Annotated in this window: 18 protein-coding genes and 1 riboswitch; of the genes, 8 read left to right on the top strand and 10 right to left on the bottom strand. The window is 63.2% G+C overall.

Features of this window, described 5'->3' with window-relative positions:
* Positions 1 to 107 precede the first annotated feature (107 nt).
* The 8 genes from ACOCLD_RS19325 (at position 108) to ACOCLD_RS19360 (ending at position 11965) form a co-directional block, all read left to right on the top strand.
* The gene (locus ACOCLD_RS19325) at positions 108 to 1478 is read left to right on the top strand and encodes an MATE family efflux transporter (protein WP_422911849.1); all 1371 of its coding nucleotides are present in this window, start codon (positions 108 to 110) and stop codon (positions 1476 to 1478) included.
* Complete coding sequence (locus tag ACOCLD_RS19330) at positions 1465 to 2493, top strand: sensor domain-containing diguanylate cyclase (RefSeq protein ID WP_257777801.1); 1029 nt, start codon at positions 1465 to 1467, stop codon at positions 2491 to 2493. The genes ACOCLD_RS19325 and ACOCLD_RS19330 overlap by 14 nt, the downstream gene beginning before the upstream one ends.
* Positions 2494 to 2514: 21 nt before the next feature.
* Positions 2515 to 2970 (top strand): DUF2214 family protein, encoded by a 456-nt coding sequence (locus tag ACOCLD_RS19335; protein ID WP_422910331.1) that lies wholly within the window; start codon positions 2515 to 2517, stop codon positions 2968 to 2970.
* 168 nt (positions 2971 to 3138) lie between these two features.
* Positions 3139 to 3384, top strand: coding sequence for an exodeoxyribonuclease VII small subunit (locus tag ACOCLD_RS19340; protein WP_090255704.1), 246 nt, complete (start codon positions 3139 to 3141; stop codon positions 3382 to 3384).
* A complete protein-coding gene (locus ACOCLD_RS19345; protein ID WP_422910332.1) occupies positions 3381 to 4268 on the top strand; it encodes a polyprenyl synthetase family protein in 888 nt (295 codons plus the stop codon). The genes ACOCLD_RS19340 and ACOCLD_RS19345 overlap by 4 nt, the downstream gene beginning before the upstream one ends.
* Positions 4269 to 4462: 194 nt before the next feature.
* Positions 4463 to 7750 (top strand): carboxyl transferase domain-containing protein, encoded by a 3288-nt coding sequence (locus ACOCLD_RS19350; RefSeq protein ID WP_422910333.1) that lies wholly within the window; start codon positions 4463 to 4465, stop codon positions 7748 to 7750.
* 85 nt (positions 7751 to 7835) lie between these two features.
* Positions 7836 to 9731: a 1-deoxy-D-xylulose-5-phosphate synthase gene (gene dxs / locus ACOCLD_RS19355; protein WP_422910334.1), complete on the top strand. Its 1896-nt coding sequence runs from the start codon at positions 7836 to 7838 to the stop codon at positions 9729 to 9731.
* 66 nt (positions 9732 to 9797) lie between these two features.
* A riboswitch (cobalamin riboswitch) is annotated at positions 9798 to 10012 on the top strand.
* Positions 10013 to 10114: 102 nt separating this feature from the next.
* Entirely contained in the window at positions 10115 to 11965 is a 1851-nt protein-coding gene (locus ACOCLD_RS19360; protein WP_422910335.1) for a TonB-dependent receptor domain-containing protein, read from the top strand.
* 41 nt (positions 11966 to 12006) lie between these two features.
* Here ACOCLD_RS19360 and ACOCLD_RS19365 read toward each other — a convergent pair whose 3' ends face one another.
* The 10 genes from ACOCLD_RS19365 to ribBA form a co-directional block, all read right to left on the bottom strand.
* Positions 12007 to 12822 carry a cobalamin-binding protein gene (locus tag ACOCLD_RS19365; protein WP_422910336.1) on the bottom strand — a complete coding sequence of 272 codons (816 nt, stop codon included), beginning with the start codon at positions 12820 to 12822 and terminating at the stop codon, positions 12007 to 12009.
* Complete coding sequence (locus tag ACOCLD_RS19370) at positions 12822 to 13238, bottom strand: MFS transporter (protein WP_257777808.1); 417 nt, start codon at positions 13236 to 13238, stop codon at positions 12822 to 12824. The genes ACOCLD_RS19365 and ACOCLD_RS19370 overlap by 1 nt, the downstream gene beginning before the upstream one ends.
* Positions 13235 to 13855: a GTP cyclohydrolase II gene (gene ribA / locus ACOCLD_RS19375; protein ID WP_233685986.1), complete on the bottom strand. Its 621-nt coding sequence runs from the start codon at positions 13853 to 13855 to the stop codon at positions 13235 to 13237. The genes ACOCLD_RS19370 and ribA overlap by 4 nt, the downstream gene beginning before the upstream one ends.
* A 244-nt stretch (positions 13856 to 14099) precedes the next feature.
* Positions 14100 to 14744 (bottom strand): retropepsin-like aspartic protease family protein, encoded by a 645-nt coding sequence (locus tag ACOCLD_RS19380; RefSeq protein WP_422910337.1) that lies wholly within the window; start codon positions 14742 to 14744, stop codon positions 14100 to 14102.
* A 17-nt stretch (positions 14745 to 14761) separates the two neighbouring features.
* Positions 14762 to 15454 carry a substrate-binding periplasmic protein gene (locus ACOCLD_RS19385; protein WP_422910338.1) on the bottom strand — a complete coding sequence of 231 codons (693 nt, stop codon included), beginning with the start codon at positions 15452 to 15454 and terminating at the stop codon, positions 14762 to 14764.
* A gap of 53 nt (positions 15455 to 15507) precedes the next feature.
* Positions 15508 to 16038 carry a phosphatidylglycerophosphatase A family protein gene (locus ACOCLD_RS19390; protein ID WP_233685989.1) on the bottom strand — a complete coding sequence of 177 codons (531 nt, stop codon included), beginning with the start codon at positions 16036 to 16038 and terminating at the stop codon, positions 15508 to 15510.
* The gene (gene thiL, locus ACOCLD_RS19395) at positions 16031 to 16999 is read right to left on the bottom strand and encodes a thiamine-phosphate kinase (protein ID WP_422910339.1); all 969 of its coding nucleotides are present in this window, start codon (positions 16997 to 16999) and stop codon (positions 16031 to 16033) included. Before thiL ends, ACOCLD_RS19390 begins: the two co-directional genes overlap by 8 nt.
* 150 nt (positions 17000 to 17149) lie before the next feature.
* Positions 17150 to 17638, bottom strand: a complete 489-nt coding sequence (nusB, locus tag ACOCLD_RS19400) for a transcription antitermination factor NusB (RefSeq protein ID WP_392540069.1) — start codon at positions 17636 to 17638, stop codon at positions 17150 to 17152.
* Entirely contained in the window at positions 17635 to 18111 is a 477-nt protein-coding gene (gene ribE / locus ACOCLD_RS19405; protein WP_233685991.1) for a 6,7-dimethyl-8-ribityllumazine synthase, read from the bottom strand. Before ribE ends, nusB begins: the two co-directional genes overlap by 4 nt.
* Before the next feature lie 52 nt (positions 18112 to 18163).
* Positions 18164 to 19243 (bottom strand): bifunctional 3,4-dihydroxy-2-butanone-4-phosphate synthase/GTP cyclohydrolase II, encoded by a 1080-nt coding sequence (gene ribBA / locus ACOCLD_RS19410; RefSeq protein ID WP_257777811.1) that lies wholly within the window; start codon positions 19241 to 19243, stop codon positions 18164 to 18166.

Raw genomic sequence — 19243 nt, forward strand, 5'->3', positions numbered from 1 at the left:
AATTGCTCAGCAGCGCACGCCTGTCGATCAGTGTTTAATACCCCGCCTGTGACACGCGCCTGCGCATTTTGTTGCAGCCATTCCCAGCTAGTTCGAGAACGCATTTGATAAACGCCGTACGCGACGCCTGGCAGCACACGCCGACCCACAAACGGGTCTGGGCACTGGCTGCACCGATGATCCTCTGCAACCTTTCGGTACCGCTGGTGGCGCTGGTCGACAGTGCGGTAATCGGCCACTTGCCGCACGCCCACCAATTGGCCGCCGTGGCGGTGGGCGCCAGCCTCTACGGTTTGCTGGTTGGCAGCGTGGGTTTTCTGCGCATGGGCACCACGGGCTTTACCGCCCAGGCAGCGGGCCGCAGAGACGGCAGCGCGCTGCGCCAGGTGTTGCTGCAAGCCTTGTTGTTAGGCGGCGTGCTGGCCTTGGCGCTGAGCCTGCTGATGCGCCTGCTCAGCGCACCGCTATTGGAACTGATGCAGCCTTCGGCGCAGCTCGACGTCCTGGCTCGCAGTTATCTGCATATTCGACTCTTCGGCCTGCCAGGCGCGCTGGCCAGCTACGCCCTGGTCGGCTGGCTACTCGGCACACAAAATGCCCGCGGGCCGTTACTGATCATGCTCGGCACCAACCTGCTGAATGTGGCCCTGACGTTGCTGTTCGTCCTCGGCCTGGGTTGGGAAGTGGCGGGCGCAGCCTGGGGCTCGGTACTGGCGGAATGGAGCGGGGCACTGCTCGGCCTTTATCTGGCGCGCCAGACAATCAAGCGCCAGGCTGGGCGCATCAATTGGCCCGCATTGCGGCTATGGCAGAACTGGCGGCCTCTGCTGGCGGTCAATCGCGATATTTTTATTCGTACCATGGCCCTGCAAGCGGCCTTTTTCCTCATTACCGTACAAGGCACCCGCCTAGGTGATACCACAGTGGCGGCCAACGCTCTGCTGATCAATGGTCTGATGCTGAGCGCCTTCGCCCTGGACGGGCTGGCCCATGCCGTCGAGGCGCTTGGCGGGCATGCGCTGGGCGCTGGGGATCGCCAGGCGCTGCGGCGTAGCATGCTGGTGGCGGGGGCCTGGTCACTGCTGGCGAGCCTGGGTTTTGCCCTCTTCTTCTGGCTCGGCGGACACTGGTTTGTCGGCCTACAAACCGACATCGCCACAGTACGTAGCACGGCCCTGACCTACCTGCCCTATCTGGCGTTGCTGCCGTTGATCGGGGTCTGGAGCTACCTGCTCGACGGTCTGTTTATCGGCGCTACCCGCGCTCGTGAAATGCGTAATGCCATGCTTTGGGCATTATTTCTAAGCCTGCCATTGGCCTGGTGGCTACAGGCGCTGGGCAACCACGGCCTGTGGCTGGCTCTACTGACTTTTATGGCGCTACGCGGCCTGTGCCTGGGTGGCTATGCTTACCGCCTGACCCGTGCCGACCAATGGTTCGCCCCCAGCCAATCAGGAGCCCCTTATGCTCAGCCCTGAAATGCCCTGCGATGAAGTCCTGCGCCAGCAGATTCTCGATGACAACGAACTGCTCGACACCCCCGCTGACGCCTATCTGGATACCCTGGTACGGGTGGTGCGCGAGGTCTTCGCGGTCAAGACCGTGCTGGTCAGCCTGATCGACCATGACCGCCAGTGGTTCAAGTCACGTATCGGCCTGGATATCACCGAAACCCCGCGGACCATCTCCTTCTGTGCCCACGCGATTCTCGGCACCCAGCCGTTTATCGTCGAAGACACCCATAACGATCTGCGTTTCCACGACAACCCGGTGGTGGTCAACAACCCGCAGATCCGCTTCTATGCCGGGCAACCGCTGTTCTCCGAAGAAGGCCAGGCACTCGGTACCCTGTGCCTGATCGACCCGGTCCCGCGGCAGCTAACGGACAAGCAGCTGCGCCTGTTTACCGACATGGCCGTGCTGGTGGAAGGCTACCTGAAGCTGCGCCATGTTAGCGCACAGACCGAACAGCTGCGTGCGGCGCTGAGCCGCGAACAGCGCAAGACCATGCTCGACCCACTGACCCAGTTGTGGAACCGCGCCGGCCTCGATCACTTCCTGCCCAGGCACCAGCAGCAGGCCGACGAACTGGGCTTGAGCCTCGGCGTGCTGTTCTGCGACCTGGATTACTTCAAGAAGGTCAACGACAACCACGGCCACGCCGCCGGCGATCAGGTGCTGTGGGAAACCGCCCGGCGCATCAGTGCCGCCGTGCGCCCGCAGGATGTGGTGACACGCAGCGGCGGTGAGGAGTTCGTGGTGTTGCTGCAGGTGCATGACGAACATGAGCTGCTGCAGATTGCCGAACGGATTCGCAGTAGCCTGAGCAAGGAGCCAGTGGAGACCGACAATCAGCCGCTGCACCTAACCATTAGCATCGGTGCAGCCCTGCGCGCCCCTCAGGAGCCCCCGACCGCCACCATGAACCGCGCCGACCAGGCCCTTTATCAGGCCAAGGGCAATGGCCGTAACCGGGTTGAATTCGCCCACTAATCCCAGAGAAAGGACTCCAACATGGGCCAAGCACTGGCTGCCTACCTGCATTACCTGTCGATTTTCGTGCTGTTCGCCCTGCTCAGCGTCGAGCATGTGCAATTCAAACTGCCGCTGGACCTGCGCCGCGCCCGCAGCCTGATCATCACCGACATCGCTTATGGCATCAGTGCCGGGCTGGTGCTGTTTACCGGCCTGGCACGCGTGCTCTGGTACGGCAAGGGCCTGGACTACTATCTGGGCAACAGCCTGTTTCACGCCAAGGTTGGCCTGTTTATTCTGGTCGGGCTGATCTCCGTGGTGCCGACCTTTGTCTTCCTCAATTGGCGCAACAGCCTCAAGGCCGGCGAAGTGCCGCAGGTCAGCGCCCGCCAGGCACGCCTGGTGATCATGGTGATTCGCCTGGAACTGTTGCTGCTATTGGCCATCCCATTACTGGCGGCGCTAATGGCGCGCGGTTATGGCGTGATTGGCTGACAACCGACCAGGCCAGCAAGCCTGTGGGAAGCGCTTTAGCGGCGCACGGCTGTCACGGTTCGAGCACCTCCCACAAGCCCAGATACCAGCCGCTGATTTGCCCGTCCGGCCCTGCTCTGCTAGTGTCGCGCCGGTTCCAATTCCCCGATCCACCCCGAGATATCCGCCATGGCCGCCCGCAAAAAAGCCGCGCTCGACTTCGAGCAATCCCTGACCGATCTGCAGAACCTGGTCGAACGTCTGGAAAACGGCGAGCTGTCGCTGGAAGACTCGCTGACCGCCTTCGAGCAGGGCGTGCGCCTGACCCGTGATTGCCAAGCCGCGCTGGCCCAGGCCGAACAGAAAGTGCAGATCCTTATGGAGCGCGACGGCGAGCTGGAGGAAGCCCCCTTCGACGCGGACCAACAGGCATGATTGCGGCCTACCAGAACAGCTGCCAGAGCCGCGTCGATGCCGCCCTGGAAGACCTGCTGCACAGCCCGCGCCCGGAGCTTGAGCGTCTTTACGCCGCCATGCGCTACAGCCTGTTCAATGGCGGCAAACGGGTGCGCCCGCTGCTCGCCTACGCTGCCTGTGAAGCCCTCGGCGGCCAGCCCGAGCGGGCCAACGCGGCGGCCTGCGCAGTAGAGCTGATTCACGCCTACTCGCTGGTCCACGATGACCTGCCGGCGATGGACGATGACGACCTGCGCCGGGGCCAGCCAACCACCCACAGAGCCTTCGATGAAGCCTGCGCAATTCTTGCCGGCGACGGCCTGCAAAGCCTGGCCTTCGAAGTGCTCAGCGATGCCAAGCACAACCCGCACAACGCCGAACTGCGCCTGGCCATGCTCAACACCCTGAGCCGTGCGGCTGGCCCTGCCGGGATGGTCGGCGGGCAGGCCATCGACCTCGGTTCGGTAGGCCAGCAGCTCGACCAAGCCGCCCTGGAAGTCATGCATCGGCACAAGACCGGCGCCCTGATCGAAGCCAGCGTGCAGCTCGGCGCATTGGCCAGCGAGCGTGCCGACGAACATGCCCTGAAAGCCCTGCACACCTATGCCCGCGCCATCGGCCTGGCGTTTCAGGTGCAGGACGACATCCTCGACGTGGAAAGTGACACCGCTACCCTCGGCAAGACCCAGGGCAAAGACCAGGCCCACGACAAGCCGACCTACCCAGCCCTGCTCGGCCTCGGCGCGGCCAAGGCCTATGCCCTGGAACTGCGCGACCAGGCCCTGCATGCCCTGCGCCCATTCGACCAGGCGGCTGAGCCGCTGCGCGATCTGGCGCGGTATATCGTCGAACGGCGCAGCTAAACCGCGCCACGCACGCTGTGGGAGGCGCTTTAGCGGCGAGCTGTACCGCTATTGTTGCGGCTACGACAGCAGGGGCCACCCAGGCCCCGTCGATCATCACCCAGACAAATACCCCAACTTACGCGCACTGAGGCTTGGTTTACCTCTCCTGCCGAACGCCTAAGATGGCTGCAGAATAAAAATCTGGAGCCGCCATGCCCTCTACAACTGCGCCCTTCGCCGCCCTGCTGATCGCCAACCGCGGCGAGATTGCCATCCGCATCGCCCGCGCCGCCAGTGAGCTGGGCGTTCGCTCGGTGGCCCTCTACGCCGAAGACGATGCTGCCTCCCTGCATGTGCGCCAGGCCGACAGCGCAGTAGCCCTCAAAGGCCGTGGCGTAGCGGCTTACCTGGATATGGACCAGCTGATCGAGATTGCTAAGGCGCTGGGCTGCGATGCCGTGCATCCGGGCTACGGCTTTCTCGCGGAGAACGCCGAATTCGCCCGCCGCTGCCAGGCCGCCGGGCTGTGCTTTGTCGGCCCCAGCAGCGAGGCGCTGCACCTGTTTGGCGACAAGGCCGCAGCGCGCGAGCTGGCCGAGCGCTGCGCCGTACCGCTGGTGGCCGGGATCAATCGAGCGATCAGCCTGGATGAAGCCCACGAATTTCTCGCCGAGCATGGCGCAGTAATGCTCAAGGCCCTGGCCGGCGGCGGCGGCCGTGGCATGCGCCCAGTATTCAGTGCCGGTGATCTGGACGAAGCCTTTGCCCGCTGCCAGTCCGAGGCGCAAAGCGCCTTCGGTAATAACGCGCTGTATATCGAGCAACTGGTCAGCCAGGCCAGGCATATCGAGATTCAGGTACTGGGTGACAGCAGGGGGGCGGTGAGTCATCTGTGGGAGCGCGACTGCAGCCTGCAACGCCGCCAGCAGAAGCTGGTGGAAATCGCCCCCAGCCCGGACCTCCCCGCTGCCACCCGCGAACGGATGATCGCCGCCGCACTAAAACTGGCCGGAGCAGCAAAATACCAAGGCCTGGGCACCTTCGAATTTCTATTGGATGCCGAACAACCCGAGCGCTTTTACTTTATGGAGGCCAACCCGCGCATTCAGGTCGAACACACCGTCACCGAGCAGGTCACCGGCATCGACCTGCTGCACACCCAGCTCAAGCTGGCCGCAGGTCAGTCGCTGGAACAACTGGGCCTGCTGCAGCCTCCGGCCTTGAACGGCAGCGCGGTGCAGTTGCGCATCAACCTGGAAAGCATGAGTGCCGATGGCAGTACCCGCCCGGCCGCCGGCACCCTGACGGCCTACCAGCCGCCCAGCGGTCCCGGCCTGCGCGTGGATGGCTACGGTTATGCCGGCTACCCGGTCAGTCCCAGTTACGACTCACTGCTGGCCAAGCTGATCGCCCATGCGCCGGACTACCCCAGCGCCCTGCGCCGCGCCTACCGCGCCCTGTGCGAATTTCGCCTGGAAGGCGTGGCGAGCAACCTGCACCTGCTGCAAAACCTGCTGCGCCTGCCCCAAGTGACGAGCTATCAGCTGACCACACGCTTTGTCGAAAGCCAGCTAAGCGAGCTGCTGGCCGCCCAGCACCAGGCCCATCCACACCACTTCTTTGCCGGTGCGCAGGCGGCCAGCCAAGACGCACAGCAGATACAGGATGCACCACCCGGCTGCCTGCCCCTGCTGACCCACAGCACCGGCGTGGTGGTCAGCCTGGAGGTGGCCGAAGGCGATGCGGTGGCGGTCGGCCAGAGCATTGCGGTGCTGGAGGCGATGAAAATGGAGTTTGTCGTCACCGCCAGCGACAGTGGCATCGTCCGCCAACTGGCCGTGCAGATCGGCAGCGCACTCAATGAAGGCCAGCCGCTGCTGTTTATCGAACCCGCCGAGGTCGACGCCGCCGCCAGCCAGAGCGAACAGAGCCTGGACCTTGAGCATATCCGTGCGGACCTGGCCGAAGTGCTCGAACGCCATGCCGTGACCCGCGACGAGGGCCGCCCGCAAGCCGTGGCCAAACGGCGCAAGACCGGCCAGCGCACGGTGCGCGAGAACCTGACGGACCTGCTGGATGACGGCAGCTTCAGTGAATACGGTGCGCTGGCGATTGCCGCCCAACGGCGCAGGCGTTCGCTGGCAGAGCTGATCGAACAGAGCCCGGCCGATGGCCTGGTGGCTGGCACCGGCACGGTCAACGCCGAGGCGTTCGGCAGCCAGGCCGCGCGCTGCATGGCCATCGCCTACGACTACACGGTCTTCGCCGGCACCCAGGGCGTGATGAACCACAAAAAGACCGACCGCATGCTCGGCCTGGCCGCGCAATGGCGCTTGCCGCTGGTGCTGTTTGCCGAAGGTGGCGGCGGCCGGCCGGGTGATACCGATTTCGTCGGCGTGGCCGGGCTGGATTGCCACACCTTTGTCGGCATGGCCAAGCTCTCCGGGCTGGTGCCGCTGGTAGGCGTGGTGTCCGGGCGCTGCTTTGCCGGCAACGCCGCACTGCTCGGCTGCTGCGATGTGATTATCGCCACCGACGACGCCACCATCGGCATGGCCGGCCCGGCGATGATCGAAGGCGGCGGCCTGGGCAGCTTCAAACCGGAACAGGTCGGCCCGGTCAGCGTGCAGGGCCCCAATGGCGTTATCGACGTGCGGGTAGCCGATGAAGCCGCAGCGGTGCAGGTGGCCAAGCAGTACCTGAGCTACTTCCAGGGTGCGCTCAGCGAGTGGGATTGCGCCGATCAGCGCGAGTTGCGCCACGTGATCCCGGAAAACCGTTTGCGCGTGTATGACATCCGCCAGGTCATTCGCACACTCGCAGATACGGACTCCGTGCTGGAACTGCGCCGCGAGTTTGCGCCTGGGCTGATCACCGCATTTATCCGCATCGAAGGTAAGCCATTCGGCCTGCTGGCGAACAACCCGGCGCATCTCGGTGGGGCTATCGATGCGGTCGCCGGCGACAAGGCCGCGCGCTTTATGCAGCTGTGCGACGCCTTCGATATTCCGTTGCTGTCACTGTGCGACACCCCCGGCTTTATGGTCGGCCCGGAGGCGGAGAAGCAGGCCACGGTGCGCCATGTTTCGCGCATGTTCGTTGCCGCCGCCAGCCTGACCGTGCCGTTTTTCACCGTGGTGCTGCGCAAGGGCTACGGCCTCGGCGCCCAGGCCATGGCCGCCGGCTGCTTCCATTCGCCACTGTTTACCATCGCCTGGCCCAGCGCCGAGTTTGGTGCCATGGGCCTGGAAGGCGCGGTGCGCCTGGGATTTGCCAAGGAACTGGCCGCCGTCGAGGACCCGGCGGCACGCCAGCAGCTGTTCGACAAGCTGGTGGCCAAGGCTTACGAGAATGGCAAGGGCATCAATATGGCCAGCTTCCTGGAGATCGATGCGGTGATCGACCCCGTGGAAACCCGCGCCTGGCTGCTGCGTGGCCTCAATGCAGCGCCCAGCTCCGCTCCACGCGAAGGCAGGAAACGCGTAATCGACACCTGGTAACAACCGTCTGCCCGAACCTTGTTTGGGCAGTTTCCGGCGCTTCGGGTAAACTGCCGCATCTTTTACACCGATAACGATCTGCCTGATGCCGACGACCTTCCACGAGATTCCCCGTGAGCGCCCGCTGACGCCCCTTCTAGACCGCGCCAATACGCCGGACGAGCTACGCCGCCTGGGCGAAGCCGAGCTGGAAATTCTGGCCGACGAGCTGCGCCAGTACCTGTTGTATACGGTCGGGCAGACGGGCGGGCATTTCGGCGCGGGCCTCGGCGTGATCGAGCTGACCGTGGCCCTGCATTACGTCTTCGACACCCCGGATGACCGCCTGGTGTGGGACGTGGGCCATCAGGCCTACCCGCACAAGATCCTTACCGGTCGCCGCGAACAGATGGGCAGCCTGCGCCAGAAGGACGGCATCGCCGCGTTCCCGCGCCGCTCGGAGAGCGAGTACGACACCTTTGGCGTCGGCCACTCCAGCACCAGCATCAGCGCCGCCCTGGGCATGGCCATCGCCGCCCGCCTGAAAGGTGAGAAGCGCAAGGCCGTGGCGGTGATCGGCGACGGCGCAATGACCGCCGGCATGGCCTTCGAGGCGCTGAACCACGCCAGCGACGTGGGCGCCAACATGCTGGTGATCCTCAACGACAACGATATGTCGATCTCGAAGAACGTCGGCGGCCTGTCCAACTACCTGGCCAAGATCATCTCCAGCCGCACCTATTCGAACATGCGCGAAGGCAGCAAGAAGATCCTTTCGCACCTGCCCGGGGCCTGGGAAATCGCGCGCAAGGTCGAAGAACACGCCAAAGGCATGCTGGTGCCCGGCACCCTGTTCGAAGAGCTGGGCTGGAACTATGTCGGCCCAATCGATGGCCACGACCTGCCCACCCTGCTCGCCACGCTGCGCAATATGCGCGACCTCGACGGCCCGCAGTTTCTGCATGTAGTGACCAAAAAGGGCAAGGGCTTTGCCCCAGCCGAAGCCGACCCGATCGGCTATCACGCCATCACCAAGCTGGAGCCGATCAACGCGCCGGCCGCGCCCAAGCAAGCCAGCGGGCCGAAGTACTCCAGCGTATTCGGCAAATGGCTGTGCGATATGGCCGCTGAAGACCCGCGCCTGGTCGGCATCACCCCGGCGATGAAGGAAGGCTCTGACCTGGTGGCGTTCAGCGAACGTTATCCCGAGCGCTATTTCGATGTGGCCATCGCCGAACAGCACGCGGTGACGCTGGCGGCCGGTATGGCCTGCGACGGCGCCAAGCCGGTGGTGGCGATCTATTCGACCTTTTTGCAGCGCGCCTATGACCAGCTGATTCACGATGTGGCCGTGCAGCACCTCGACGTGCTGTTCGCCATCGACCGCGCCGGCCTGGTCGGCGAAGACGGCCCGACCCACGCCGGCAGCTTCGATATTTCCTACCTGCGCTGCATCCCCGGCATGCTGGTGATGACGCCGAGCGATGAGAACGAACTGCGCCGCATGCTCAGCACCGGCCACCTGTTCAATGGCCCTGCTGCCGTGCGCTATCCGCGTGGCAGCGGGCCGAATGCCGCCATCGAACCAGGCCTGGAACCACTGGAAATCGGCAAGGGCGTGATTCGCCGCCAGGGCAAGCAAACCGCCCTGCTGGTGTTCGGCGTGCAACTGAGCGAAGCGCTCAAGGTGGGCGACGCACTCGACGCCACGGTGGTCGATATGCGCTTCGTCAAACCGCTGGACGAAGCCCTGGTAAGACAGCTGGCGGCCAGCCACGAGTTGCTGGTGACCATCGAAGAGAACAGCGTGATGGGCGGTGCTGGCAGCGCGGTCAGCGAGTTCCTCGCCCATGCCGCCCTGCTCAAACCCTTGCTGCACCTGGGCCTGCCGGACTACTACGTCGAACACGCCAAACCGGCGCAGATGCTCGCCGAATGCGGCCTGGATGCCGCAGGCATCGAAGCGGCCGTACGCCAGCGCCTGGCAACCCTGGCCAGCTGAGCGCCATTGATCCCGAGCTGAACGACGCTCACTTGTAATTGCAGTAACCGCGCATTAAGGTGCGCGGCGTTTTACTTCCGCCAAGGTGCGCCCTTCATCTGTGAAGCGGCGTTAAACGGGAAGCCGGTGCGCTTATGACGAGCCATCCCGGCACTGCCCCCGCAACGGTAATCGACCGCAGGCTAGCCCTGCACACTGCCTCACAAGCCACTGGAGCAATCCGGGAAGGCGAGGCAGCGCGCGTCGAGAGTCCGGAGACCGGCCTTGCTGGATGCGACTGGTGTTGCGGAGGGCATCACCGTCAAGCTCAGGCTGCCTCTGCGCACGCCCGTTCTTGTCCCTGCCCTCCTCAAAAGTCTCCCGACCTTTTGAGGATTCTCTAGATGAAGTTGTCCCGTCTTGCCCTGGCTGTGGCCTTGCTGCCCAGCACTCAAACGTTTGCCGAAACGCCTTCGCGCGAAGCCGCGCTGAAGCTTGAAGACACCGTGATCAGCGCCAACCGTGACGCTCAGGCCCGCAGTGAAAGCAGCGCCGCCAGCAGTGTATTCACCCGCGCGGATATTGATCGCCTGCAGCCTTCCAGCGTCGCCGACCTGCTCCAACGCGTACCTGGCGTACAGATCACCCGAGCAGGCGGCCCCGGGAGTACCGTCGGCCTGTACATTCGCGGCACCAAGACCGCGCAAAGCCTGGTGCTGGTTGATGGCCAGCGGATTGGCTCGGCATCAGCAGGCGGCTCGCCGCTGGAATACCTGAGCATTGAGCAGATTGAACGGGTGGAAGTGCTGCGCGGCTCGCGTTCGGCGATCTATGGCTCCGATGCGATTGGCGGCGTGGTGCAGATCATCACCCGTCGCGCTGCCGGCGAAGGCCTCACCCCACGCCTGCGTATCGGCTACGGCACACACAATACCTGGGAGCGCAGCATCGGCTTGTCGGGCGGTAATCAGGACACCCGCTTCAGCCTTAACGCCAGTGCAGACGATACACGAGGCATCAACCGCTCCTACGCCAGCGCAGCCCCCGACAATGACCGTGACGCATACCGCAACAATGCCTTCAGCGCCAACCTCAGCCATCGTTTCAACGAACAGGTAGAAGCCGGGTTCAGCGTGCTGGATCAGCGCGGCGAGAGCGAATACGACATGGGCTGGGGTGGCGAATACCCCTACGCCGACTACCAGGTGAGCAGCTATTCCGGCTTTCTCGCAGTGCAGGCGAACGATCTCTGGAAGAGCCGCGTTGACCTGGGGCATAGCGAAAACCGCTCGGCTGAACGTTTCGATGACGTCAAAGGCAGCAGCCCGTTCAACACTTACCGCGACACTGCCGCCTGGCTGAACACCCTCGACTTTGGCAACGGCCACAGCCTGGTTGCCGGCGCCGACTGGTATGAAGACTCGCTGCACAGCAATACCGCGTACGACGAAGACAGCCGCTGGAATCAGGGCCTGCTCATTCAACACAACTACCGTGGCGAGCGTTTTGCCACTGAGCTTGGCTTGCGCCATGACAAGAACGAGCAATTCGGCAGCGCCAACACCTTTAGCGGCGCGCTGACTTATTCGTTGAACGCTGACAATGACCTGGTTCTCTCGTATGCCGAGGGGTTCCGTGCGCCAACCTTCAATGATCTTTACTGGCCGGGCGGCGGCAATCCTGCACTGAAGCCAGAAACCTCGAAGTCCTATGAGCTGCAATGGCGCAGCCAACTGGCCGAGAAGACTCGCCTGGAAGCCTCCATTTACCGCACCGACCTGCGCGACGCAATTGCTGGGTGGCCGGCACAAAACGTCGACAGCGCACGCATCAATGGCTTTGAAGCCAGCCTGCAGCAGGAACTGTTCGGCTGGCAGGGACAACTGGGCGTCAGCATCATCGACCCGCGCGACCGGGAGACCGGCCAGGTACTGAGCCGTCGTGCCAAACGCACCCTGAACCTCGATCTGGATCGTCAGTTCGGCGCATTTTCGCTCGGGGCAAGCTGGCTGGCAGTCAGCCGCAGCTACGACGATGCCGCCAATCAGCGTGAAATCGCCGGCCATGGCGTACTCAACCTGCGCAGCGCCTGGCAAGCCACGGAAGAAGTCACCCTTGGCCTGAAAGTCGAGAACGTCTTCGACAAGGAATACAGCCGCGCGCAATACAGCACCGGCTGGCCACCACAATACAGCGTCTACCGAGAAGCTGGCCGTACCGCACTGGTCTCCGTTACCTGGACACCGCAGTTCTAAGTGCGAATCTGCCTCGGCCAGACTTGATGGCTGGCCGAGGCTCAGTGGCTGGCGTTTCGCGGACGCGCCAAAGCCAAACGCTCACACAACTTCTCCATCGCCCCCAGCATCTGAAAACTCGGCCGTTCCAAGCCGTTGTCCGGTACCAGCCAGAGTTGCTCGCGCTCGACAGCCGTTAGGCCCGGCCAGATGCGCCAGGCATCCAACTGCTGCTGTACGCCGGCCAGAATCACCTCGGGATTGCGCTCAAGTACCGCTTCTACGCTGACCTGCGGAGCGGGCAAGCTCAGCTCGGCAAAAATATTGCTCGCCCCGCACACCGTCAGGGCATCGCTGATGATCTGCTGACCGCCGATGGTGTACAGCGGCACATCCCAGACCTGATAGAACAAGCGCAGCGGCTGCTCGCGCCGATAGCGCTGACTCAGTTGTTGCAGGCCCTGATTGAAGCGCTGTTGCAGGCGCTGGCCCTGCTCAAGACGGCCGATCCGCGCGCCAATCTCGACAAATTGCCCGGCCAGGTCGGCCAGCTTGCGCGGCTCGATCACCAGCACTGGAATATCCAGACGCTGCAGCTGCTGACGTTGTGCACTGCTGATGCTGTCCGGCCACAGCAGCACCAGGTCAGGCTGCACCTGCAACAGGCTCTCCAGCTCCAGCTGGCCAAAATTACCCACGGAGGGCAGATGTTTCACCGCAGCAGGTCGCTCACCGCCATCCAGCAGCCCGACCAGCAGATCGCCAGCCTCGAGCTCGAGGACGATTTCGGTCAGCGATGGCGCCAGGGTGACTACCCGCGAAGCCGCTGCCACCGGCCAGGCCAGCGACAGCAGCATGCAGAGCATCAGCGCGCGCATCAGCCGAGTTGGCGAGGGATGCGATAGAGGTACAGCAGAACGATGCTGGACAGCGCCAGCAGAATCAGCGGGATCGCCTCAAGCCCGGCGAAGACTGCCAGGGCAGCGATCCAGGCCGGCAACGCAGCCCCCAGCAGAGCCAGGCGCCGTACCCGGGTCAGTTCCAGCCAGGCATCGTGCTCAGCCGGGCTGTCGAGGGCTTTTTCCGTGGCCACCAGGGCGCGCTTGTAGCCGCTGAACAGCGGCAGGCTGACGAACATCGAAGCCAGGCCGGCGATAAACAGCGGCATGGTCAGCAAACCGGTCTGCTGACCGGCACCAAACAGCAGGTTAAGCACAAACAACGGGGCCAGGGTCACGGCCAGTTGCCGCCACCACTCCAGCGCCAGCCGACGCCGCACTTCGCCGCGCGTCACAGGCTTTCCTCGACCTCGCCCTGGTGCAGGCTGCCAAGCATATGCCCGAGTTTGCCGGCCTTGGTCGCCAGGTATTTCTTGTTGTGCGGGTTGTGATCGATCTGCAGCGGCACGCGGCTCGCCACATTGATGCCCATATCACCCAGCGCCTTGACCTTGCGCGGGTTGTTGGTCATCAGCTTGAGCTGGCTGATGCGCAGATGATCGAGCATCGGCAGGCAGATGGCATAGTCGCGCTGATCGGCCCCGAAGCCCAGACGCTCATTGGCTTCCACGGTATCGGCACCGCCGTCCTGCAATTCATAGGCGCGAATCTTGTTCAGCAGGCCAATACCCCGGCCTTCCTGACGCAGATAAAGCAGCACGCCGCGGCCTTCGCTGGCAATTGCGCGCAAGGCCGCTTCCAGCTGAAAACCACAATCACAACGCAGGCTGAACAGCGCATCACCGGTCAGGCATTCAGAGTGCAAACGGCCCAGTACGGGCGCGCCATCGGCCACATCACCAAAGGTCAGGGCAACATGCTCCTTGCCCGTGGCTTCTTCAAGGAAGCCATGCATGGTGAACACGCCAAAGGGCGTGGGCAGTTGGGAGGCGGCGACAAACACGACGGACACCGGATGCTCCTAAAGATAAATGGCAGAAAGAATAAGGCCGGCATTGTAACAGCAGGCCCTGGCAGCCGCTTAGCCTGAATTACTGATGATAAGAATCGAACGAGCCCAGAATCCGTTTTCGATCTTGCGAGCTAGAGACCTACAAGGCAAAAACAGGCGAGGAAGCGGAGTGTACTGTTGTACATGAGCATTCTGAGCCTGTTTTTAACGCAGCAGGGCCGATGCGCAGCTGATCGTAAGGTTCTTAGTACTTGGATTCCAGCACCAGCATATCCTGCTCCACCTTCCAGCCAACCCGACCGAGAAAGCTCATACCCAGCAAGGCCTCGGCAGGCGAGCCGCCTTCCAGCACCACGGCTTCAACGCCCAGTACCTCCAGCTCACCGACCTTGACCCGATCCAGGCTTACCCGCCAGCCGCGTGCAGTACCACTGGCCGTACTGACCTGCAAAGGTACGCCGATAGCGCGATAGTCGATGCCCAGACGGCGCGCATGCTCATCATTCAGCGCCACCGAGGTGGCGCCGGTGTCCACCAGAAACTGGATCGGATGACCATTCACCGAGCCGGCAATCCAGTAGTGCCCGCCGATGCCCTTGGCAATGCTCAGCTGCTTTTTCTGCGCCTCGGCAAAACCATCGCTGTATTCACGGCTGAGGCTGTAACTGCGCTCAACGCCATCCACCCGCAACACCGCGCCACGGCTGTCCGCGCTGACCACCACCACGCCTGCCGGGCCAGTCTGACCCACTTTGACCAGTTTGCGCTGGCCGTCGACATTCAGTACCGCAGCCCCGGGAAACAGGCCAACAACTCGCACCTGCGGGGCGGCCGATGCAACGGCGCTGCACAGCAACAGGCTTGTAGCGATCAGGTTAAACACGCGCATCAGTGGTCTCGCAAGGATCAGTCAAAGGGATAAGGCTGCTGCCAGTGCTTGAAGATCGGCCGCAGGCTGCCATCGGCCACCAGCAGCTCCATGCGCTGGTCAAACAACTCCGCCAGGGCACGCCCACGGGGGGTATCGGCAAACCCCAGGTACAGCGGCAAGTTGGTCAAGGGGGTCAGACGATAGCGTGACGGCTCGGCCGAGGTCGCGAGAATATCGCTGACCTCACCCAAGGCATCGATGTAGAAATCAGCATGCCCCTGGTCGAGCATGCCGAGGATACCGCTACGACGAATCACTTCGCGGTACTGGTGCAAATTTGGCAAATAGCGCTGGTACTCATAACCCCGCACCCAGACCAGGCGGAACGATCCCAGGTTGTCCAGCGTTGGCACAGGGGCACTGCTCAAGCCCAAGGCCACGATCTCATCGAAGTCATAGTTCCAGCGCGGGTAGAACACCTGATGCCGCACTTCATTGAGGTAAGAACCCACCCAGGCGTCAGCCTCGCCGCGCTGAACCAGGCCAATTGAACGGGTATAGGGCACATGCTGGGCCTGCAACTGCACACCCGCGGGCTCAAAGACCAGGCGAAAAATGTCCCAGGCCATACCACTGCCATCGGCCTCGGTATGGCCTGGCCAGGTTTCCGCGGCAATCCGTACCTGCGTGGGCTCAGCCGCGCTGACCAGCGAACTGATCACGCTCATTACAGCCCCTAGCACCCAGCCCCAGCAGCGTCCCATCAACCGCGCCTCCCTTGTTACCAGCCCAGCGCAGCCGCCAATCCATTCGCCCAGCCCCAGACGATCAACTGCAGGGTCATCCAGGCAAATACCCCCGCCAGCACGTCGTCGAGCATGATGCCCACACCGCCGTGTACATGCCGGTCGACCCAGCGAATCGGCCAGGGTTTGAGGATGTCGAACACGCGAAACAGTAAAAAGCCTAGCAGCAGCCAGCCCCAGCCGTGAGGAACCAGCCAGAGGGTGATCCACATGCCGACCATTTCGTCCCAGACGATGCCTTCATGGTCGTGCACGCGCAGATCGTCGGCCACCTTGCCGCACAGCCAGAAGCCAAACAGCATGGTGACGCCCAGCATCAGCCAGTAACCCCAGTCTGGGAGCATCTGCCACAACGGGATAAACGGCAGGGCAACCAGCGAGCCCCAGGTGCCTGGCGCTTTCGGTAACGTGCCGGAACCAAAGCCGAAGGCCAGAAAATGCCAGGGATTGCGCCATACCGAAGGCGGCACGAACTCGGCGGGAACTTGTTTGGGATGATCAGTCACTGGCACTTCCAAAATGTTGATAACCACGCCGAGGCGGCTCTACAGGCTGACCCTGCGCGTCCAGCAGGGTCACCCCCTGGCCGGCGGCGACGCGGCCAATCACCTGCACCGGGAGACCGGCTAGCTGCATATCCGCCAGATGCTCAGGCGGCAGGGTAAAGGCCAGGCGGTAGTCATCACCACCGCTTAGCGCACATTGCAATGCTTCAATATCGCCAACCTGCGTCCGCAAGGCCTCGGATAGCGGCACCCGCGCCTGCTCAATCAACAACGCCACACCCGAAGCGGCGGCGATATGCCCACAATCGGCCAGCAGGCCGTCGGAGATGTCCAGCGCCGCACTGGCCTTGCCACGCAACGCCTGCCCCAACGCCAGCTGTGGCAATGGCGACCAGTAGCGCGCCAGCAATGCCGCGGCCTGCGCCGAATCAGCGCACTGCTGCCCCAGCACCAGCGGCAAGGCACCTGCCGCATCACCGAGCTCACCGCCGACACACAGCAGATCACCGGCCTGCGCGCCCTTGCGGGTCAGCGCCATACCGCTGGGCACACGCCCGAAAACCGTCAGGGTAAGACTCAATGGGCCACGGGTGGTGTCACCGCCGATCAGGCGAATGGCGCAACGCTGGGCCATCTGGTCCAGGCCACGGGCAAAGGCTTCCAGCCAGCGCGCTTGCGCGCTGGGCAAAGTCAGAGCCAGGGTAAAGCCGACAGGCGTAGCGCCCATGGCAGCCAGATCACTGACTGAAACGCCCAGCGCACGCTGGCCCAGCAGGAAAGGATCGGCAGAATCGGGAAAATGCACCCCGGCAACCAGGGTGTCGGTGGAGATTGCCAACTGCTCGCCAGCCGGCAACTCCAACAGGGCACAGTCATCACCTATGCCCAACGCCACACCTTCACCGACCTGCGCACAGGACGCAGCGGCGAAGAACTGACGGATAAGCTCGAACTCACCCATGAGATGGCAACGATCTGCTGCGCGTCGGCCCTGCTGCGTTAAAAGCAGACTCGGAATGCTCATGTGCTACAGCACACTCCGCGTCCTCGCCTGCTTTTGCCTTGCAGGACTCTAGCTCGCAAGATCGTAAATCAAGCATCCCAAAAGACCTTAACGCTTGTTGGCGCGAACTTCATCCGCGCGCAAACGCGGAGCCAGCTTGTCCAGCACGCCGTTGACAAATTTGTGCCCGTCGGTGGCGCCAAACACCTTAGCCAGTTCGATGCCTTCGTTGATCACCACACGATAGGGGATATCGATGCGGTTCTTCAGCTCGTAGGTCGACAGACGCAGGATCGACAGCTCAACCGGGTCGATCTCGTCCAGTGGACGGTCGAGCAGCGACTCGAACGCGCCATCGATCTCCGACTTCTGGCGTGGCACGCCATGCAGGATCTCGTGGAAGTAGGCACCGTCGACGGCGCTGAAATCGTTATCGACGCGGAACTGCGCTTCGATTTCGTTCAGCGACTGGCCAGCCATGTGCCAGGAATACAGCGCCTGCATGGCCAGGGAACGCGCCTGACGGCGCGCGAGGGTTTTGGTGCTGGGGGCTTTCGGGCCTTTCGGCGGCTGCCCGGTGCTGTCGTTCTGGCTCACTTGGCCTCCAACTGCGCCAGCAGGCTGACCATTTCCAGGGCCGACAGTGCGGCTTCGGCACCTTTGTTACCGGCCTTGGTGCCGGAACGCTCGATGGCTTGCTCGATGGAATCGACAGTTAGCACGCCGAAAGCGACTGGCACGCCGAACTCCATGGACACCTGGGCCAGGCCCTTGGTGCACTCACCGGCCACGTACTCGAAATGCGGGGTACCACCACGGATCACTGCGCCGAGGGCGATGATCGCGTCGTACTCGCTGCGCTGGGCGACTTTCTGCGCCACCAGCGGGATCTCGAATGCGCCTGGCGCACGGATGATGGTGATGTCACTTTCGCTCACGCCATGACGCACCAGGGCATCAACCGCGCCGCTTACCAGGCTTTCAACGACGAAACTGTTGAAGCGCCCAACGACCAGGGCAAAGCGGCCCTTGGGGGCGATAAAAGTACCTTCGATGGTCTTCAGGGTCATAGCGAATCTCGTCTGTATTAAAGAGCCGGGCCGCCAGCGGCGACCCTTGGGATTATTTAGAGGGCAGGTATTCTACAACTTCCAGGTCGAAACCGGATATTGCATTGAACTTCATTGGCGAGCTCATCAGGCGCATCTTGCGCACACCGAGGTCACGCAGAATCTGCGAGCCTGCACCCACGGTGCTGTAAGTTGCCGGACTGGCCGGCTGCTGGCGGCTAATCAGCGCCAACAGCTCCGGCCCGCTCAGCGGATTACCCAGCAACAGCACCACGCCACTGCCGGCCTTGGCCACTTCCGCCATTGCCGCGCGCATGCTCCAGCGCCCCGGCTGGTTGACCATGAACAGGTCGCGCAGCGGGTCCATGTTGTGCACCCGCACCAGGGTTGGCTCTTCGGCGCAGATGGTGCCCAGGGTCAACGCCATGTGCGCGGTGTTCTCAACGCCGTCGCGGTAGGTCACCAGGTTGAACTGACCCAGCTCGGTGTCCAGCGGCTGCTCGCTGATACGCTCGACCGTGCGTTCGTGGATCAGGCGGTAGTGGATCAGGTCGGCGATGGTGCCGATCTTCAGGCCGTGCAGCTCGGCGAAGGCTTCCAGCTCCGGGCGACGGGCCATGGTGCCGTCGTCGTTCATGATTTCGCAGATCACCCCGCTCGGCTCGAAGCCGCCCATGCGCGCCAGGTCGCAGGCCGCCTCGGTGTGGCCGGCACGCGCCAGCACGCCACCGGGCTGAGCCATCAACGGAAAGATATGACCAGGGCTGACGATATCCGCCGCCACCGCATTACGCGCCACGGCAGCCTGCACGGTGCGTGCGCGGTCAGCAGCGGAGATACCGGTGGTCACGCCTTCAGCCGCCTCGATGGAGACGGTGAATTTGGTGCCGAAACCCGAGCCGTTGCGCGGTGCCATCAGTGGCAGGTTGAGCAGCTCGCAGCGCTCGCGGGTCATGGGCATACAGATCAGGCCACGGGCGAAGCGCGCCATGAAGTTGATGTGCTCGGCAGTGACGCATTCGGAGGCGATGATGATGTCGCCTTCGTTCTCGCGGTCTTCGTCATCCATGAGGATGACCATCTTGCCGGCGCGGATGTCTTCGATCAGTTCTTCAGCGGTGTTGAGCGCCAT

It is taken from the genome of Pseudomonas cimarronensis (assembly GCF_049331905.1).
Lineage (GTDB): Bacteria > Pseudomonadota > Gammaproteobacteria > Pseudomonadales > Pseudomonadaceae > Aquipseudomonas.

Bases quoted from the DNA above. Each gene is read 5' to 3' on its own strand.
- ACOCLD_RS19350 (WP_422910333.1), top strand. From the start codon at position 4,463: ATGCCCTCTACAACTGCGCCCTTCGCCGCCCTGCTGATCGCCAACCGC.
- ACOCLD_RS19360 (WP_422910335.1), top strand. From the start codon at position 10,115: ATGAAGTTGTCCCGTCTTGCCCTGGCTGTGGCCTTGCTGCCCAGCACT.
- ACOCLD_RS19365 (WP_422910336.1), bottom strand. From the start codon at position 12,822: ATGCGCGCGCTGATGCTCTGCATGCTGCTGTCGCTGGCCTGGCCGGTG.
- ACOCLD_RS19345 (WP_422910332.1), top strand. From the start codon at position 3,381: ATGATTGCGGCCTACCAGAACAGCTGCCAGAGCCGCGTCGATGCCGCC.
- ACOCLD_RS19335 (WP_422910331.1), top strand. From the start codon at position 2,515: ATGGGCCAAGCACTGGCTGCCTACCTGCATTACCTGTCGATTTTCGTG.
- ACOCLD_RS19380 (WP_422910337.1), bottom strand. From the start codon at position 14,744: ATGCGCGTGTTTAACCTGATCGCTACAAGCCTGTTGCTGTGCAGCGCC.
- dxs (WP_422910334.1), top strand. From the start codon at position 7,836: ATGCCGACGACCTTCCACGAGATTCCCCGTGAGCGCCCGCTGACGCCC.
- ACOCLD_RS19330 (WP_257777801.1), top strand. From the start codon at position 1,465: ATGCTCAGCCCTGAAATGCCCTGCGATGAAGTCCTGCGCCAGCAGATT.
- ACOCLD_RS19340 (WP_090255704.1), top strand. From the start codon at position 3,139: ATGGCCGCCCGCAAAAAAGCCGCGCTCGACTTCGAGCAATCCCTGACC.
- ribBA (WP_257777811.1), bottom strand. From the start codon at position 19,243: ATGGCGCTCAACACCGCTGAAGAACTGATCGAAGACATCCGCGCCGGC.
- thiL (WP_422910339.1), bottom strand. From the start codon at position 16,999: ATGGGTGAGTTCGAGCTTATCCGTCAGTTCTTCGCCGCTGCGTCCTGT.
- ACOCLD_RS19385 (WP_422910338.1), bottom strand. From the start codon at position 15,454: ATGAGCGTGATCAGTTCGCTGGTCAGCGCGGCTGAGCCCACGCAGGTA.
- ribE (WP_233685991.1), bottom strand. From the start codon at position 18,111: ATGACCCTGAAGACCATCGAAGGTACTTTTATCGCCCCCAAGGGCCGC.